This window comes from Bradyrhizobium sp. SSBR45G (assembly GCF_030159255.1).
Classification (GTDB): Bacteria; Pseudomonadota; Alphaproteobacteria; order Rhizobiales; family Xanthobacteraceae; genus Bradyrhizobium.
This window is the reverse complement of record NZ_BSCT01000016.1, coordinates 107,449-125,143: the sequence shown is the minus strand read 5'-3', so window position 1 is coordinate 125,143 and position 17,695 is coordinate 107,449. Positions and strand designations below refer to the sequence as shown.

Genomic DNA, 17,695 nt, shown 5'->3' with positions numbered 1-17,695 from the left:
CTCACGGTTCGAGCAGCGCCGCGAACACGCGGCGCACCTCGCTCTGCGTCTCGCGGACGCGGGCTTCCAGCGCCGAGAAGTCCGGCGCGTCGCCGGCGCGCGCCATCACCCGCAACAGATCGTCGCCGGCCTGGTCGGGCTTGAACTTGTCGCTGACGCACAGCCGCAGGATCTGCGTGAGGTCGTGATAGAGCCGCGCCGCCTGGCGCAGGATCACGGCTTCGGCGCGCGGCAGCACGCCGAGGCGCTCGGCATGGTCGAGCACCGCGAGCGAGCTGACGTCGAGGATCTCCGACCGGGTCGCTGCGTGGACGAGCTGCAGATATTGCGCGATGAAATCGATGTCGACCATGCCGCCGGCGGCATGCTTGAGGTCCCAGAGATCGGCCTCGCCCTTCTCGGCGGCGATGGCGCGGCGCATGTCGGCGACGTCGCGGGCGATCGCAGCCGCGTCGCGGGCACGGCGCAGCGCGGTCTGGATGATCGCTTCGATGCGCGCGCGGAACGCGGGCGAGGCCGAGATCACCCGCGCGCGCGTCAGCGCCATGTGCTCCCAGGTCCAGGCCTCCTGCTCCTGATAATGCGCAAAGGAGTCGATGTGCGAGGCGAGCGGGCCGGCGCGGCCCGACGGACGCAGCCGCATGTCGATGTCGTAGAGCACGCCGTAATTGGTGCGCGAAGTGAAGGCCGAGATCAGCCGCTGCGTGAAACGGGCGAAATAATGCGCGCCCTGCAGCGAGCGCTCGCCATCGGAGTCGGGATCGTCGGCGTCGAAATCATACAGCAGGATCAGATCGAGATCCGATGACGCGGTCATCTCGCGCGCCCCGAGCCGGCCCATCGCGATGATCGCTGTCTCCTGGCCCTTGATGCGGCCGTGCTGGGCGACGAAGCGCTCGGTGACGAGATCGTGCACGGTGTGCACGATGCCCTCGGCGACGTCGGCAAAGGCGGTGGCGGCCTGCTGCGCCGACACGGTGCCGGAGAGGATGCGCGTGCCGATCAGGAACAGGCTCTCCTGGCCGAACATGCGCAGGCGGTCGAGGAATTCCTCATAGGTGCCGGCGTCCGCCAGCGTCGCCGCGAGGCGCTGCGACAGCTCGCGGCGGTCGGGGATGGCGCCGAAGAAGCGCGGGTCGATCAGGCCGTCCATCAGCCGCGGCTGCCGCGCCAGCATGTCGCCGAGCCGAGGTGCTGCGCCGAGCACCAGCGCCACGAGCGCGACGAGATCGCGGTTCTGGCCGAGCAGCGTGATCAGCCGGCCGCCGAGCTGCAGCGCCTGCAGGAAGCGGTCGAAGGCGACCACCGCGCGATCGGGCTCGTCGGCATGGGCGAGGCCAACGATCAGCGCCGGCAGAAACTCGGTGAAGGCGCTGCGTGTCGTCTCGGTGCGGAACACGCGATATTCACCCGCGAGCCATTGCTGCAGGGTCTTGGCGACCATCAGCGGATCGCGGAAGCCGAGCGCAACCAGATGTTCCATCAGGCGCGGCTCGTCCGGACCGGCGCCGTAGTTGACCGCCGGCAGGCTGACGGTGCCGGTCGGATCGCCCTCGAACAGCCTGGCATAGTGTCCCTGCACGATGTTGAGGTGCAGCAGGAGGTCGATCGCAAAGCATTCGCGGCTCTCGTAGCCGAAGAAGCACGCGAAGCGTCCGACCCCATCAACGTCGTCAGGCAGGCTGTGGATCTGCTCGTCGGCCATCATCTGCAGCCGGTGCTCGACCCGGCGCAGGAACTGATAGGCGACGGAGAGTTCGTCACGCGCCTGCTCCGTGATCCACTTGCTGGCGGTGAGCACGTCGAGCGCCTGCAGGGTCGGACGCACGCGCAGCTCGGGATGACGGCCGCCGGCGATCAGCTGCTGGGTCTGGGCGAAGAACTCGATCTCGCGGATGCCGCCGCGGCCGACCTTGACGTTGTGGCCCTCGACCGCGATCTCGCTGTGGCCGCGATAGACCTGCATCTGCCGCTTCATGTCGTGGACGTCGGTCAGCGCCTGGAAGTCGAGATGCTTGCGCCAGACGAACGGCGACAGATCGGCCAGCATCGCCTCGCCCACGGCGACGTCGCCGGCGCAGATCCGGGCCTTGATCATCGCGGCGCGCTCCCAGGTGCGCCCTTCGCGCTCGTAGTAGTGCAGCGCGGCCTCGGTCGACATCGCCACCTGCGTCGAGGCCGGATCCGGCCGCAGCCGGAGATCGACGCGGAACACATAGCCGTCGGCGGTGCGGCTCTGCAGCAGCCGCGCCAGCGCCTGGGTGACGCGCACGAAGAACGGCTGCGGCTCGATGTCGCGCGCCAGCGAATTGGTCTCGGGATCGAAGAACACGATCAGGTCGATGTCGCTGGAGTAGTTCAGCTCGCCGGCGCCCATCTTGCCCATCGCGAGCACGAACAGCCCGCAGCCCTGCTCCGGATCGCCGGCGTCCGGAGGCGACAGCCGGCCCCGCGCGGCCTCCTGGCGCAGCAGATAGCGCAGCGCCATCTGCACCGAGCTCACGGCGACGTCGGTCAGCCCCGCCGTCACCTGCATGACCGGCCAGACGCCGCCGATGTCGCACAGCGCGATCAAGAGCGCCGCCTCGGCCTTGAGCAGCCGCAACAGCCGCATCACCTCGGCCTCGCTGGTCGCGGCGAACACCGCGTGCGCGGTGCGGGCGATCAGCTGCGACAGATGCGCCTGCGGCTCGCAGCGCAGCAGGCGGTCGAGGCGGCCGGCGTCGGCGCGGACGAGGTCGAACAGATAGGGCGAGCATTCGGCGATGCCCAGCAGGATCGTGCGCACCCAGCCCCCGCCCAGCAGGTTCCTCAGGCCGGCCGCCGCGGCAGGATCGAGCTCGGCGAGCCAATCGTTGAGGCGATGTTCGGCTTGTTCGGGCGCACGGACATGCGGGCCGGCGACGAAACGTTCGGCCAGGATCTGCCCGTCCGCGTTTCCCGGCGCGGAGGAGGTCATGCGGCCTTCTGTGGCACATCCTGCGTCGGCGCCGCAAGCTTCGCGGACTGGCCCGCGCCGGCCGGCAGCACCAGCGTGGCGATCAGCCCCGGCCTGGCGTCGCCGAGCCTGAGTTCGCCGCCATGCAGGGTCGCCACCGCCGAGGCGAGGCTGAGGCCGAGGCCGGAACCGGGCAAGGTGCGGGACGCCTCGAGCCGCACGAAGCGCTCGACGGCGTGCTTGCGCTCGGCCTCGGGGATGCCCTGGCCGTGATCGGTGACGCTGAGCAGCACCTGGCCGCCCTCGCGCCGTGCCTCGATCAGGATCTCACGGCTGCTCGAGGCGGCATGCGAATCGAGCGGCAGCGCCGCCGGCTTGCCGTATTTGATCGCGTTCTCGACGAGGTTGGCGAGCGCCTGGCTGATCAGCTCGCGATTGCCATGCACCGGCGCCGCCGCCGCCTTGACGCGGAGCGTCATCTCGTTGTCCTCGGCGAGCGGCTCGTACAGCTCGTGAATGCCGCCGGCGACCTCGGCGACGTCGAACTCGACCATGTCGCCGCGCGCCTGCCCGGACTCGGCACGGGCGATCATCAGCAGGGCATTGAACGTCCGAATCAGGCCGTCGGATTCCTCGATCGTCCGCTCCAGCGCGGCGCGATATTCGTCCTCCGAGCGCGACTTCGCCAGCGCCTCCTCGGCGCGGTTGCGCAGCCGCGTCAGCGGCGTCTTCAGGTCATGCGCGATGTTGTCGGAGACCTCCTTGAGGCCGGTCATCAGCGCCTCGATGCGCTCCAGCATCGCATTGAGATTTTCCGCCAGCCGATCGAGCTCGTCGCCGCTGCGCCCGACGGGCAATCGCCCCGACAGGTCGCCATCCATGATCCGCCGTGTCGTGCCCGTCATCGCATCGATCCGGCGCAGCACGCGCCGCGCCACGAAAATGCCGCCGCCGATGCCGAGCACGACGACCACCAGCACCGACCATTGCGCCGCCTTGGCCACGATGCCGAACAGCCGCCGCCGCTCCTCGAGGTCGCGCCCGATCAACAGGCGAAAGCCGCTCGACAGCTGCGTTACATAGACCAGCGCGCGATGGTTCTGCTCGCTGGCATCGTCGAGCCTGCGATAGAACGTCTCCGACCAGCCGGAACCGCCCATCACGCCGGGCGCGAGCGAACCGACATTGCCGGCGATCGCCTGCCCGGTCGGCGTGGTGATGAGATAGAGATTGGCGCCGGGCCGCAACGCGCGACTCTCGATCGCGCCGACGATTCCGCGCAGGCCCCAGCGGGAAAAGATGTCGGTCATCTCGCTGATCTCGGAGGTGACCGTGGTCGAGATCTGCTCGGTGATGAGGCGGCGGGTGTTCCAGGCGAAATAGCCGAGCAGCGAGGCGGCAAACAAGGCAAACAACAGCAGATAGACCAGCGTCAGCCGGAACGCCGTCGTGCGGATGAGCTTACCGAAGGCCGTCACGGATCATGTACCCCGCGCCGCGGATGGTGTGGAGCAGCGGACGGTCAAAACCCTTGTCGATCTTGGAGCGCAGCCGCGAGATATGGACGTCGATCACGTTGGTCTGCGGATCGAAATGATAATCCCAGACGTTCTCCAGGAGCATGGTGCGCGTCACCACCTGGCCCGCATGCTTCATCAGATATTCGAGCAGCCGGAACTCGCGCGGCTGCAGGGTCAGTTCGTCCTTGCCGCGCGCCACCCGGTGAGAAAGACGGTCGAGCTCGAGATCGCCGACCTTGTAGGTCGTCTCCTCGGCCGGCCCGCCATGGCGGCGCGACAGCACCTCGACGCGGGCGAGCAGCTCGGCGAAGGCGTAGGGCTTGGGCAGATAATCGTCGCCGCCGGCGCGCAGGCCCTTGATGCGGTCGTCGACCTGGCCGAGCGCGGACAGAATCAGCACCGGCGCCCGGTTGCCCTTGTCGCGCAGCGCGCCGATCAGCGACAGGCCGTCGCGCTTGGGCAGCATGCGGTCGACCACCAGCACGTCGTAATCCCCGCTCTCGGCCATGGCGAGGCCCTCCTCGCCGTCGCTGGCGAGGTCGGCGACATGTCCGACCTCGCGGAACGCCTTGACCAGATAGTCGGCGGACTCGCGGTCGTCTTCGATGATCAGGAGGCGCATTGCGGAAACGGGGACGGTCACGGTTTGTGTCCATCTACATGGCCCGGCCGCGGTTTCCGTGCAAGGAGGCCCGCACCCCGGGGGGTCACACTTCAGGAAAGTGGGCGGTGAAGCTGGGGGACTTCACCGCCCGAGGTCCTTCCGACGGAGGGGGGCGTTGTTCCTACGGAAGGTGTAACGGGAGCGGGACTTGAAGCCCACCCCCAAGGAGGATCGCCGTCGCGGGGGCACGTGCCGGCGACCCTCCATCTCGTGAAACCCTTAGCCCTTGGCGAGCGGCACCGCGACGAAGCGCGACTGGCCGCCGCTCTTCACCCGCATCAGCACGCTGTTCTTGTTCTCGGACTTGGCCGCATTGATGGCCTCGCGGACGTCACCGGCAGATGCCACGGTCTTGCCCGCGACCTCCAGGATCACGTCGCCTTCCTTGAAGCCGCGATCGGCCGCGGCGCTCTTCGGATCGACTTCGGTCACCACGACGCCGTCCTTGCCGGCGCCGGCCACGCTCGAGGCGGGCGCGACGGTCATGCCGAGCTTCGGCACATCGGCGCCGCGGGTCTTCTCGCCACTGTCGCCACCGGTGTCGGCCTTGGCCTCGACCGTGTTCGGCAGCTTGCCGAGCGTCAGCGTGATGGCCTTCTCCTGGCCCTTCTGCAGCACGTTGAGCTTCACCGAGGCGCCCGGCGCGAGGCCGCCGATGGTGCGGGCGAGCTCGCGCGCGTCCTTCACCGACTCGCCATTGACCGAGGTGATGACGTCGCCGGAGCGGATGCCCGCCTTCGCCGCCGGACCGTCGGCCTGCGGCTCGGCGACCAGCGCGCCCTCGGCCTTCTTCATGCCGAGGCTGTCGGCGATGTCCTGCGTCACCGGCTGGATCTGCACACCGATCCAGCCACGGCTGACCGAGCCGCTGTCCTTCAGCTGCGCGATCACGCTCTTCACGGTCGAAGCGGGAATCGAGAACGCGATGCCGACGCTGCCGCCGGACGGCGAATAGATCGCGGTGTTGACGCCGACCACGTTGCCGTCGACATCGAACGCCGGACCGCCGGAATTGCCCTTGTTCACGGGCGCGTCGATCTGGATGAAATCATCATACGGGCCGTTGCCGATGTCGCGGCCGACCGCCGAGACGATGCCGGCCGTCACCGTGCCGCCGAGCCCGAACGGATTTCCGACTGCCAGCACCCAGTCGCCGATCCGCGGCTTGCCGTCGGCGAGCTTGGCGAACGGGAAGTTGCTGCTGCCCTCGACCTTGATCAGTGCGAGATCGGTGCGCTGGTCGGTGCCGATCACCTTGGCGCTGTAGGTCTTGCCGTCGTCGGTCGTGACCTCGACCTTGTCGGCGCCGTCGACCACGTGGTTGTTGGTCACGGCATAGCCGTCGGCCGAGATGAAGAAGCCGGAGCCCTGACCGGTCACGGCACGGCCGCCACCGCGGCCGCCGCGACCGCCCGGCATGCCGGGAATGCCGTTCTCACCGCCGAAGCGGCGGAAGAAGCGCTCCATCGGCGAGCCCGGCTGGAACGGCGTGTCCTCGTCGGCGCTGTCGTTCTTGGCGACCTTCTCCGCGATGTTGACCTTGACCGAAATCACCGACGGCTTCACCCGCTCCACGATGTCGGCAAAGCCGACGGGGCGCGCGACCTTGCTGACGTCATTGGCGACCTGCGCGTTCGCCGGGCTCGAGAACAAATTGAGCGGCGCGCCCTGGGGCGTGAAGCCATAGACGGCGACGCCGAGGCCCGCGACGACGGAGGCCATCAGCGCGAACTTGCGCGCCGAAAACAGGCCGCGCCGGGGCTGGCGATAGGACGGAAGGGAGGACAGGTCGGTCGGACGGTCAGTCATACGGTTTTCTCCGCAAGCGATTTTGGTCAAGGTCAAAACTCAGGTCCCGGGCTGTGCGCCCCGTTCGCTAGTGAACATGGGACTTGCCGCCTTACGGCGTGCTGGCTGCCGCGTTAAACTTCTGTAATGCACGGGCGAGGAGACTGCGGCAGAATGGCGCAACGACATGGCCGCGGGCGGAAAGCTTCGTCAGATCACGGGCTTGCGCGAGCGCCGCCTGCCCGATAACAGCCACGAATGTGCCCTGCCCGACCAAAGTCGTAACGCCTCCCGTAACCTCGCGTAGGGCGGGTTAGCCGAAGGCGTAACCCGCCACCTCTGGCGGACCAATGCGGATGACGCAGCTCAAGCTGACCGCGGCACGCCACGTGATCCGCCCTGCCCGGCCGTACCTGGATCAGCCGGCCGAAGCAGGAATCACTCAGGCGACGCGCGAACGAACGCGCCCCCCTGTCCGTGTGGCGCAAGCTCCCGCCCCACCCTCACCCGTCATTCCCGCGAAAGCGGCAATCCAGTTCGCCGCAGCCTCTCGGTCGATCATGACCGTCTCGGCGTACTGGATCGTCCGCTTTCGCGGACGATGACAGCGGAGTGAGACGCACACTGCCCGCCTCAATCTCCGTCATTGCGAGCGCAGCGACTTGGCCGCCGAAGCCCGCCGGGCGAAGGCGGAAGCGATCCAGAGTCCCTCCGCGGAGGCAGTCTGGATTGCTTCGCTCCGCTCGCAATGACGCCCGTAGCGATATCCCGATCCACACTATCAAACAGCAATTGGAGATGAGCACGATCATCCTCGCGGCGCATTCCGCGCCCGAGCCATGCCCGAACATCTCGCCCTCATCACAACGAGGGCGCAGGGAAGACCGGGAGCTCGCCGCCCCCATGGCCCCCGTGCGAATGAAAAGCACGGGGTAGGAACCACAGGTTCGGCTGGAGACATCCCGGCCTTCCCTGCGCGATGGTGTTAACCGTTATACGTGCTCTCCCCGGGGACCGGCTGTCTTGCCCCCGTCACCTGGCGGATCATCACCACCGGCTTGGCCGCAGCGTCGGGCGACCAGGACCACACGATTTCAAGTCCGCGTTCCGCCGTTCGTCGGCGAGGCCAAAACCCCGCTGCAGCAGCCCGCATCCATCGCATTCCATCCCGACGTCCGTGACGATCGCGATACGCCCCCTCGGCGGAACGGAACGGGCGGAAGATACGGGTGATTTGGGGGTGGAAGCAAGAGGATTTTTGATTTTCGGAACGTTTTGGCCGTTCTTCGGAATTCCGAATAATTGACGCCGGCAACTCCCGCCCCAAACTCGGCTGCTGATCGCAAACTTTTCAACGATCGCTTGGATTCACACCAGTGATGATTGGCGAAACCGATCAAATATGAGACAACAACAACCATAACAGCTGTGCTGAGGGCTCGAATGATAAAACCGGAACGATCAATCTACACAGCGCAAGACTTCGTACAGTGGCGTGCGGCAAACTCGCTCGAGCTCACTCCGAAATTCCAGCGCCGAGGAGTTTGGAGCTCAGCTGCTCGGTCGTTCTTCATCGATACGCTGATACGCACGATGCCAGTGCCGCCGATTTACATCCGGCGCATACAAGCGAAGGGAGCGGAAGGTCTCGTTAATGAGGTGATTGACGGGCAGCAACGCGTATCGGCTGTTTTGGACTACATTGATGGAAAATATCGACTTTCCAAGAACCTATCCTCTGATTGGGCAGGAAGGGCTTACCGTGATCTGTCCCCGACTCATCGCCAAGCCATAACAAACCACAGCTTCTCAACGGAAATCTTCGTAGGGATTACGGACCTCGAAGTACTCGAGATCTTCGCACGTTTGAACACCTACAGCGTTCCACTGAACTCTCAAGAACTGCGCAACGGGAAGTATTTCGGATCGTTCAAGCAAAGTATGTACTCGCTCGCTCTCGAGCACCTCGAATTCTGGAGACGCCAGAACATCTTCAGCGAACGTAGCATTGCCCGCATGCTCGAGGCAGAACTTACCAGCGAGCTTTCAATAGCGCTATTCGACGGAATGCAAGACAAGAAAAAATCGATTGATGAGTTTTACGGAAAATTTGAAGAAGAATATCCGGCGCGCTTGCAAAATGAAAAGCGATTCCGTGAAATCATCGACGAGATAAACGAAACGTTTGATCAAGGCATCGGAGACACCCAGTTCAGCCGAGCTCCATTGTTCTACACGTTGTTCTGCGTCGTCGCACATCGAAGGTTTGGTTTGCCGAAGTGTTCATTTGCTACACCCAAAAAGTCGCTCAACGCTGCGGAGCGAGCAGACCTTTCAGATGCAGTCCGACGACTATCTGATGCGATTGAGAAAGCGAAAGAGGGAGATGCCATCCCGAACAGCCTACAAACCTTTGTAGCGGCGAGCCTTACTCAGACCGACAACATTAAGCCGCGACAGGATAGATTTCGTGTACTCTATCACAGAGCATTTCCGAGCTGAGCATGGCGCGGCAAATGCCAGCCTATGTAGTGGGCTTGCAGCAACACGCAATGAGCGCGCTTGACTTGGCTCAAGCCGGCGAACTTGCCGCTCAATCATCTGCTCGAGCACACTGGCACGTAGCTCGCGTTGAATATCTCTACGAGATCGCATTTCTACGAGTGTTCGTCGAATGGGAGGTATTTCTCGAACAGACTTTTTTGCGGTACCTTTGTGGGTATGGATCAAGACACGGAGTTTTCGCTCCTGTGGCTGGCCGCCTGCAATGCACCTCATTGCATCATGCCGAAACTCTAATCTTCGGTCAGAGGGGTTTTACTCTTTGGCACGATCCAACGCGGGTTGTGAGCCGATCAAGACAGTATTTGCAGGGAGGACCTCACGAAACCGTCATCCAAACGAACGTTTCTCGATTGGAGTGCTTTTCAGCTATTCGACATCGGGTTGCCCACGGTCAAGACGATGCCAAGCAGAAGTTTGATCGTGCAACTATGCTATTATGCGGCAGACGATACCGGGGCTCCCGACCTGGTAGATTTTTGAGGGACTGGGACACCACCTCGCATCCACGGCAACGTTGGATTGAGGTCATCTCGCTTGAGCTGGCTGGTCTGGCAAATCAGATCGCTTGATAGCTATATCATTGTGGTTTGTCAGCGCGTAGCCCGGATCTTCGGTACGTAGGGCGGCTTAGCCGAAGGCGTAAGCCGCCGCTCTTTCTCGGGTGGAGATGGCGGATTACGCTGCGCTAATCCGCCCTACGCGTCGTTGGTCGGGGCAACACCTCGCACTCACGCCGGCTGCAACGACCCCAGGAACCGGCTTACCTCGCGCTTCAGCCGCCCGCTCTCCGCCGACAGCGACCTTGCCGCCGTCAGCACCTGGCTCGACGCGCACCCCGTTTCCGAGGCCCCCCGCTGCACGTCGTCGATGTTGCGGGAGACGCGCTGGGTGCCGTTGGCGGCGTGCTGGACGTTGCGGGAGATTTCCTGGGTCGCGGCGCCCTGCTCCTCCACGGCGGCGGAGACGGCGGCTGAGATCTGCGACAGGAGGCCGATGGTGCTGCCGATCTCGCAGATCGAGCCGACCGACTCCTCGTTCGCGTCCTGGAAGCCGGAGACCTGCTGGGCGATCTCGCCTATAGCGCATAGGACACGTCGCGCGGCACGGATGAGCGGAGCAATGTCCGACGGCGCGTGAGAAGGCGGATGTCGCCATCGCTCATCCGAGCTGCGGATTGCCGGTTTGAAGCGAGCGGCCTGCTCACACTCCGCTGTCGTCCCTGCGAACGCAGGGACCCATACTCCGCGGCGGGTGTTGTGAGACACGACTGGTCCCACATCCCGCACAACAACATCTCCCTGGGGTTATGGGTCCCTGCGTTCGCAGGGACGACAGTGGATAAATGGGGGACGGCTTCGGATCTTGGCGGGCGATCGCGAGGCGGCCGGCTGTGGCGGAGGTGGAGCTGATCGGGTGTCGGGTGACGTGGTCGGCGAGGTCGATGGTCGCGTGGACTGCATCCTGCACTCTCTTCCGAGTGCCCTCGGTGGCATGACACCGCTCCGAGATTATCGACCTCGGTACCGGTTGTGTTTATCCTGCACACACCCAACAGCCCCACGCGCCCATCGCCTCACTCGACCAGCCTCGGGCCGCATCGTCGGTCCGTCAGCCGCCCACCGCTGAGCACAAGGAGTCACCGCCCCATGGACCACGCACAGATCCTGGCGCTGATCGCGGCGCTGTCGGGGACGCCGCAGAGTGATCCGTTTGCGGGGCTGCGGGCCGAGACGCAAAAGCCCGGCGCCGTCGTGAGCATCGAGGCCTGCCCGCGGCCGCTGCCGCCCGGCGAGATCGAGGGGGTGAGCTTCATCTGCGGGCGCGTGAAGGTGCCGGAGGATCGTGCCAAACCGGGCGGGCGGATGCTGCCGCTGGCGTTTGCGATCTACAAGGCGACCTCGCGCTTTCCGGAAGCCGATCCGGTGGTGTATCTGCAGGGCGGGCCGGGCGGCAGCGCGTTCGACATCCTGGCGAAGCTGCAGACCGCGTTCCGGCCTTGGCGCGACCGCCGCGATCTCGTGATCTACGATCAGCGCTCGGCGGGACTGTCCGGCGCGTCGGTGAATTGTGCGCAGGCGCTGTCGCGCAACCTCGTCGAGATCGCGCGCCCCGGCAGCACGGCCAATGTCGACGGCATTGCCGCGCCCGCGCTGATGAAGGCCTGCGTCGCCGAGCTCGAACAGCAGAGCGTGCCGCTCGCGCTCTACAACACCACCCAGAACGCGCTCGATCTGCCGCTGATCGTCAAGGCGCTCGGCTATTCCGACTACAACATCTACGGCATTTCCTACGGCACCAAGCTGGCGCTGGAGGTGATGCGATCGGCGCCGCAGGGCGTGCGCTCGGTCATCATCGACGGCGTCGCCCCGTCCTGGCTCAATCTGTACAATTCGCACAGCCAGAAGGTAGACGAGGCGATCCAGAACGTGGTGGATCAATGCGCGGCGGACAACGCGTGCAACACGGCCTACCCGGATCTCGGCCGCATCTTCATCGAGACGATGACCAGGGCGGCCAAGGGTGAGGTGCTGTTCCGCGGTGAGAGAATATCGGTCGAGACCGTGCTGGCACCGGTGCTCGCGCGCAACGGCAACGCCGAATCCGTGCCGGTCACGCGCTACATTCCGGCCTATGTCTACGAGCTGTGGCGCGGCAAGGCGATGCCGACCGTGGAGATGCTGACCAAGGCGGATTTCAACACGCCGCCGGACGATGCCATGGTGCTGAAGGCCGCGGCCTCGCTCAACGCCGACCAGAAGGCGCTGGTGCAGCAGCTGCTCGACAATGCAGCGATCGCCGCGCGGGCCAACACGGCCTCGGTGCGCGCCGAGGCCGAGCTGCGCAACGCCACCGAGATCGCGCGCGATTTCGGTCCGCTGGCGCGGCAGTTCGATCAGGAGCTGGCCGCCGCGATGAAGGACCTCGGGCGGGCCGACAAGACCAGGCTCACCGCCGCGCTGACCGACTATGCGGCGCTGCGACTGCAGACGCCCGGCAAGGCCGGCCTGCAGACCCTCGTCGCCACGCATTTCACCGGCCCGACGAAGGATCGGCTCGCCGCGTTGATAACCGCGATGACGGCGCGCGAGGTCGACGGCTCGTTCGCCATCATCCGGCGCGACAGCCTCACCGCGCTCGCCCCGTTCGTCTCGGGTCTCTATCTCGACGTCTATGCCTGCCAGGAGGATGTGCCGTTCAGCTCGTTCGAGGGCCATCAGGCGGTCACGGCGAAGCTGACCTATCCGCACATCGGCAGCCTCACCGATGCGACCGCCAGGCTGTTCTTCGACAGCTGCGCGATGCTGAAGCCGCAGCCGCGCGACAATTGGCATGTGCCGGTGGAATCGGCGATCCCGACGCTGTCCTTCGGCGGGCTGTTCGACATCCAGACCTCGGCGAGCTGGGCCAGGGCGGCCATCGAGAAGATGAGCAACGCGCAGGCCTTCCTGATCCCCGAGGCCGGGCACGGCGCGCTTTTGTATCAGCCCTGCGTCGCCCAGATGGGCGTCGCCTTCATCGACAACCCCCGGCGCAAATTCGACAATTCCTGCGCCGCCAGCATCAAGGTGGACTGGTACATCGCGCCCTGGGTGACGGCGGAGAAGAAGTAGAGCGAGCGATGGCGGCGCGTGTCGCGACCGCGTCGGCCGGATGAACGCAGCGATATCCGGGGTCATCCCTGGAGTTCGTGCGATCCCGGATGTCGCTGCGCTCATCCGGGCCACGGGGACGCCCCCCGATCGGTATTACGTAGGGCGGCCTTGGCCGCAGGCGTAAGCCACCGCTCTTTCTCGGTTGGGATGGCGGATGACGCTGCGCTAATCGGCCCTACTAATGCGTCGTCAGAGCGAGACGCCGACCTTCATGCCACCGATCTATCGCATATCGAGCTACGGGGCTTTCTCGACGAAGAAGCCTGGCAATTAGTTACTCCGTCGTGCCCGGGGCTTGTCCCGGGCATCCACGTCGTTCTCAGCATGCCGGACGACGTGGATGGCCGGGTCAAGCCCGGCCATGACGGGGAGAGAGTTGGGCTCACAAGGTACGGCCGGAGGCGGACAGCGCGTAGGGCGGCTTGGCCGGAGGCGTAAGCCGCCGCTCGTTCTCGGGTGGGGATGGCGGATTACGCTGCGCTAATCCGCCCTACGCGTCGGTGGTCGGGGCAGCGCCCCTTACGCTGCCTGCAACGACCCCAGGAACCGGCTCACTTCCCGCTTCAGCCGCCCGCTCTCCGCCGACAGCGACCTTGCCGCCGTCAGCACCTGGGCTGACGCCGAGCCCGTTTCCGACGCGCCGCGCTGGACGTCATCGATGTTGCGCGACACGCGCTGGGTGCCGTTGGCGGCGTGCTGGACGTTGCGGGAGATTTCCTGGGTGGCGGCGCCCTGCTCTTCGACGGCGGCGGAGACGGCGGCGGCGATCTGCGACAGGCGGCCGATGGTGCTGCCGATCTCCTTGATCGAGCCGACCGACTCCTCGGTGGCAGCCTGGATGCCGGAGACCTGCTGGGCGATCTCGCCGGTGGCTTTGGCGGTCTGCTCGGCGAGCGCCTTGACCTCGGAGGCGACCACCGCGAAGCCGCGGCCGGCTTCGCCGGCGCGCGCCGCCTCGATGGTGGCGTTCAAGGCGAGCAGATTGGTCTGGCCGGCGATGGTGCTGATCAGTTCGAGCACGTCGCCGATGCGCGCGGCGGCCTTCGACAGGGTGCCGACGCGCTCATTGGTGCGGTTGGCCTGCGCCACCGCTTCGCCGGCGATGCGCGCGGATTCCTGCACCTGGCGGGAAATCTCGGTGACCGAGGACGACAGCTGCTCGGCGGCGGAGGCCACCGTCTGCACGTTGGAGGACGCCTCCTGCGAGGCGGCGGCCACCTCGGTCGACAGGTCCTGGCCGCGCGAGGCCGTCGTGGTCAGGGTGCCGGCCGAGGCTTCGAGCTCGCTCGAGGCGTGCGACACGGCGTCGACGATCTCACCCACCGCCTGCTCGAACTGGCGGGCGAGCCGCGCCATGTCCGCCTTGCGCTGCTCGGCCTGCCGCGCCTCGGCATCGAGCTGCTCGGCGCGCAGGCGCTCGGTCTCCACCATGTTGTCCTTGAACACCTGGATCGCCTGGGCCATGGCGCCGATCTCGTCGTGACGGCCGCGTCCGGGAATCTCGGCCGCGACATTGCCGCCCGCGAGCGAGCCCATCGCTGTGGTCATCGCGGCCAGCGGGCCGACGATGCCGCGCGCAATCAGGAACGCGACGACGCAGCCGAACAGGATCGCGGCGGCGCCGACCTGCATCTGCAGCGAGGTCGTGTGCGCGATGGCGCCCTCGGCGGTCGCGCGCGAGGCGTGATACTCCGCATTGACGCTGCTCTCGGCGCCTTTGAGCGTGTCGATGCTTCTGGCGATCAGCGGCTCGATCGCATTGGCATAGATGTCCTCGGACTTCAGCGTCGCCGCGGCGGTCGCCTCGAACGCATTCTTGTTGAGATCCAGCGACGCCTTCACCGGCGCGATCGCCGACAGGACGCTCGCCGGCGGCGTGGTGCCCTCCAGCGTGGCCAGCCGCTGCTCGACATTGTCGACGCCGGCGCGGAACGCCGAGGCGGACTTGGTGTCGCGCAGCGCCAGGAAGCGCCAGGTCGCGATGCGCACGAGCTGCAGCCGGTTCTCGATATCGACGACCGCCGTCATGACCTCCGGCTCTTTCGAGATGCGCGCCGCGATCGACAGCTTGGCGGTCTTGGCGGCGAGGTCCTCGCCGCCCGGCAGCAGCGCCGCCCGGCCGGACTTGATCTGCCTGACGGCGTCCTGCAGCTGATCGCGCAGCGTCTTCATCTGGGCGATGTCGCTGAGGAGACCGGCGTAGAGCTTGCGCCGCTCCGCGGCGAGCGGGTCATTGGCGGCGGCCTGCAACAGCCCTGTCGCGGCCGCCTCGCGGTCCGCAGCCTCCTTGAGGGCCGGCTCGTTGGAGTCATGAATGTAGCGCAGATTGGCACGCTGGATCGCCTGCAGCTGATTGGAGATCTGCAGGATGCGCGCGGTCGCGTCCGACAGCGCCGACATGCTGGCAACCTGGTCGCGCACCGCCCACAGATTCCACACCGCGACAGCGGCCATGACCGCCCCCACCGCCACGAGCGCTGCAAAGCCGGCGTAGAGACGCCCTCTGATCTTCAAGCTCATCATGTTCCCCGTCCGCTCCCCCAACATCAGCAGACGGGCGTTCCATCGCGCCGCGCGCCTGCCGCGTAGCATCGGCCGCCTGGGCGGCGACTCAGAGCTGCGCATGTGCACGATGAGCAGTATTTGCTAATAGCGGGTTAGAGGTTACCGTGGGAACGGATGGAACCGCCGGTGTGATACGAGCGGCGTCCACATCCTCCGACGTCATCCCGGCGAACGCCGGGATCCATACTCCGCGGCGGTTGTGGTGAGACACGACTGGTCCGGCATCCCGCCCAACCACATCTGCCTGTGGTTATGGGTCCCGGCGTTCGCCGGGACGACGGCAGTGATTGTGGAAGCCGCTCGCGCGACACGGGCAATGGCTTCGCCCCTCAGCTCGCCTTCACGCTCACGATGAACGCCTCGACCTCGCGTTTCAGCGTCTCGGCCTGCTGCGAGAGCTCGCCGGCGGCGTCGCGGGCGTCGGTGGCGAGGCGGCCGGTTTCGGCGGACGTGGAGCTGATCTGGGCGATGTGGTTGGAGACGTCGAGGGTGCCGCGGGCGGCTTCCTGGACGCTGCGGGAGATGTCCTGGGTCGAGTTGCGCTGCTGCGAGGTGTCGACCTCGATGCCGGACATGATGGCGCTGATCTCGCTCAGGGTCGTGGAGATGCCGTCGATGGCGCCGCGGGTCTCGGCGGTGATGCCCTGGATGCTGGCGACATGCGCCGAGATCTCGTCGGTCGCCTTGCTGGTCTGGTTGGCGAGGTTCTTCACCTCCGACGCGACCACCGAGAAGCCCCGGCCCGCTTCGCCGGCGCGCGCGGCCTCGATGGTGGCGTTGAGCGCCAGCAGATTGGTCTGCGAGGCGATCGCCTGCACCAGCTGGACGACGGCGCCGATCTTCTCGGCGGCGTCCGACAGCGCGTGGATGGTGTTCTTGCTCTTCTCGGCCTGCGAGGCCGCACCCTCGGCACGCTGGGTGGCGTCGGAGACGCGGCGGCTGATGGTGCCGATCGAGCTCGTCATCTCCTCGGTCGAGCCGGCCACCGTCTGGACGCTGCGGTTGGCGTGGTTGGCCGCGGCCTCGACGGCATTGGCCTTGGCCGAGGTGTCGTTGGCGGCGCGCGACAGCGTCTCGGCATTGCTCTTCAGGCGGACGGCCGACGACGCCACGCTGCCGACCACGCTGGCGACGAGGTCGTTGAAGCTGTGGATGCGGCCGTCGAGAAAGCGCGAACGCTCGCCCTGGCGCTGGGCGTCCTGCAGCTCGCGCGCGGTGAGGCGCTGACGCTCGATGCCGTTGGTCTTGAACACCTCGAGCGCGCCGGCGAGCTGGCCGATCTCGTTGGACAGGCCGAGGCCGGGAATGCGCGTGTCATATTTCTGGTCGGCGACGTCGCGCATCGCGCTGACCATCGCGGCGAGCGGACGCAGGATGCCGTTCTGCACGGCCGCGTAGGTCATCAGGCAGACGGTGCTGGCGAACACCGCGATCGCGACGCAGGCGATCAGAAACCAGGAGAAGGCCGACTGCGCCTGCTGATAGATCAGCGTCGCATGATCACGCGCCGGGCCGCTGAGCGTGGCGAAGTCGGACGACAGGCTGGTGATCTGGTTGTTGAGATAGAGCACCGCGATGAAGCCGGTGCCGCCGCCGATCGCCAACAGCATGAGAAGAGAGGCCACGACGCCTCCCACCAGGAAGCGGATCGTCAGATGGCTGTTGGAGAACATTGGCTTTGCCCGGATACGCAGACGGAATGTCAACGCACGTTTCCAGACAAAGGTAAAATAAGATGAAAGCCGGCGGGCGGGCGGAGCACGGGCGAACACGGGGGTGGCGGGCGGAACAAGGATCGATCACCAAGGGCGTGCTGGACGCTGACGACGAGTCCTCCGGCCGGGTTCTGCCTTCCGCTCCTCACCCTGAGGAGCCCGCCGCAGGCGGGCGTCTCGAAGGGCGAGGCCTCACTGGGGCCTCATGGTTCGAGACGGCGCTGCGCGCCTCCTCACCATGAGGTGCAAAAGCCGAGGCACTGCACACCGGACCATGAACGCGCCAA

The 17,695-nt window shown here is 66.1% G+C and carries 8 protein-coding genes and 1 pseudogene; 2 read left to right on the top strand and 7 right to left on the bottom strand.

Annotation, left to right across the window (positions count from 1 at the left end; translation table 11 throughout):
* Window position 1 precedes the first annotated feature (1 nt).
* The 4 genes from QQL87_RS19580 to QQL87_RS19565 form a co-directional block, all read right to left on the bottom strand.
* Window positions 2-2,959, bottom strand: coding sequence for a bifunctional [glutamine synthetase] adenylyltransferase/[glutamine synthetase]-adenylyl-L-tyrosine phosphorylase (locus QQL87_RS19580; protein WP_284418952.1), 2,958 nt, complete (start codon window positions 2,957-2,959; stop codon window positions 2-4).
* Window positions 2,956-4,416, bottom strand: coding sequence for a sensor histidine kinase (locus tag QQL87_RS19575; protein WP_284418951.1), 1,461 nt, complete (start codon window positions 4,414-4,416; stop codon window positions 2,956-2,958). Before QQL87_RS19575 ends, QQL87_RS19580 begins: the two co-directional genes overlap by 4 nt.
* On the bottom strand, window positions 4,400-5,080 hold the full coding sequence (locus QQL87_RS19570) for a response regulator transcription factor (protein WP_284419042.1): 681 nt from the start codon (window positions 5,078-5,080) through the stop codon (window positions 4,400-4,402). Before QQL87_RS19570 ends, QQL87_RS19575 begins: the two co-directional genes overlap by 17 nt.
* 261 nt (window positions 5,081-5,341) lie before the next feature.
* On the bottom strand, window positions 5,342-6,931 hold the full coding sequence (locus tag QQL87_RS19565; protein WP_284418950.1) for a Do family serine endopeptidase: 1,590 nt from the start codon (window positions 6,929-6,931) through the stop codon (window positions 5,342-5,344).
* A 1,362-nt stretch (window positions 6,932-8,293) separates the two neighbouring features.
* Here QQL87_RS19565 and QQL87_RS19560 point away from each other — a divergent pair.
* Window positions 8,294-9,412: a DUF262 domain-containing protein gene (locus QQL87_RS19560; protein ID WP_284418948.1), complete on the top strand. Its 1,119-nt coding sequence runs from the start codon at window positions 8,294-8,296 to the stop codon at window positions 9,410-9,412.
* 791 nt (window positions 9,413-10,203) lie between these two features.
* Here the strand turns inward: QQL87_RS19560 and QQL87_RS19555 are convergent.
* Window positions 10,204-10,557: pseudogene (locus tag QQL87_RS19555) on the bottom strand (methyl-accepting chemotaxis protein); the annotation flags it as partial.
* A gap of 564 nt (window positions 10,558-11,121) precedes the next feature.
* Between QQL87_RS19555 and QQL87_RS19550 the strand changes: the two are divergent.
* The gene (locus QQL87_RS19550; protein WP_284418947.1) at window positions 11,122-13,086 is read left to right on the top strand and encodes an alpha/beta hydrolase; all 1,965 of its coding nucleotides are present in this window, start codon (window positions 11,122-11,124) and stop codon (window positions 13,084-13,086) included.
* 561 nt (window positions 13,087-13,647) lie between these two features.
* On the opposite strand, the gene QQL87_RS19545 is transcribed toward QQL87_RS19550, so the two are convergent.
* Together QQL87_RS19545 and QQL87_RS19540 are read right to left on the bottom strand one after the other, a co-directional pair.
* Window positions 13,648-15,651, bottom strand: a complete 2,004-nt coding sequence (locus QQL87_RS19545) for a methyl-accepting chemotaxis protein (RefSeq protein WP_284418946.1) — start codon at window positions 15,649-15,651, stop codon at window positions 13,648-13,650.
* Window positions 15,652-16,022: 371 nt separating this feature from the next.
* On the bottom strand, window positions 16,023-17,366 hold the full coding sequence (locus QQL87_RS19540) for a methyl-accepting chemotaxis protein (protein ID WP_284418944.1): 1,344 nt from the start codon (window positions 17,364-17,366) through the stop codon (window positions 16,023-16,025).
* Between the last annotated feature and the right edge of the window lie 329 nt (window positions 17,367-17,695).

What these genes read in the sequence shown, in the direction of transcription:
- QQL87_RS19580 (WP_284418952.1), bottom strand. Translation starts at nt 2,959, where the DNA reads ATGACCTCCTCCGCGCCGGGAAACGCGGACGGGCAGATCCTGGCCGAA.
- QQL87_RS19570 (WP_284419042.1), bottom strand. Translation starts at nt 5,080, where the DNA reads ATGCGCCTCCTGATCATCGAAGACGACCGCGAGTCCGCCGACTATCTG.
- QQL87_RS19565 (WP_284418950.1), bottom strand. Translation starts at nt 6,931, where the DNA reads ATGACTGACCGTCCGACCGACCTGTCCTCCCTTCCGTCCTATCGCCAG.
- QQL87_RS19550 (WP_284418947.1), top strand. Translation starts at nt 11,122, where the DNA reads ATGGACCACGCACAGATCCTGGCGCTGATCGCGGCGCTGTCGGGGACG.
- QQL87_RS19545 (WP_284418946.1), bottom strand. Translation starts at nt 15,651, where the DNA reads ATGATGAGCTTGAAGATCAGAGGGCGTCTCTACGCCGGCTTTGCAGCG.
- QQL87_RS19540 (WP_284418944.1), bottom strand. Translation starts at nt 17,366, where the DNA reads ATGTTCTCCAACAGCCATCTGACGATCCGCTTCCTGGTGGGAGGCGTC.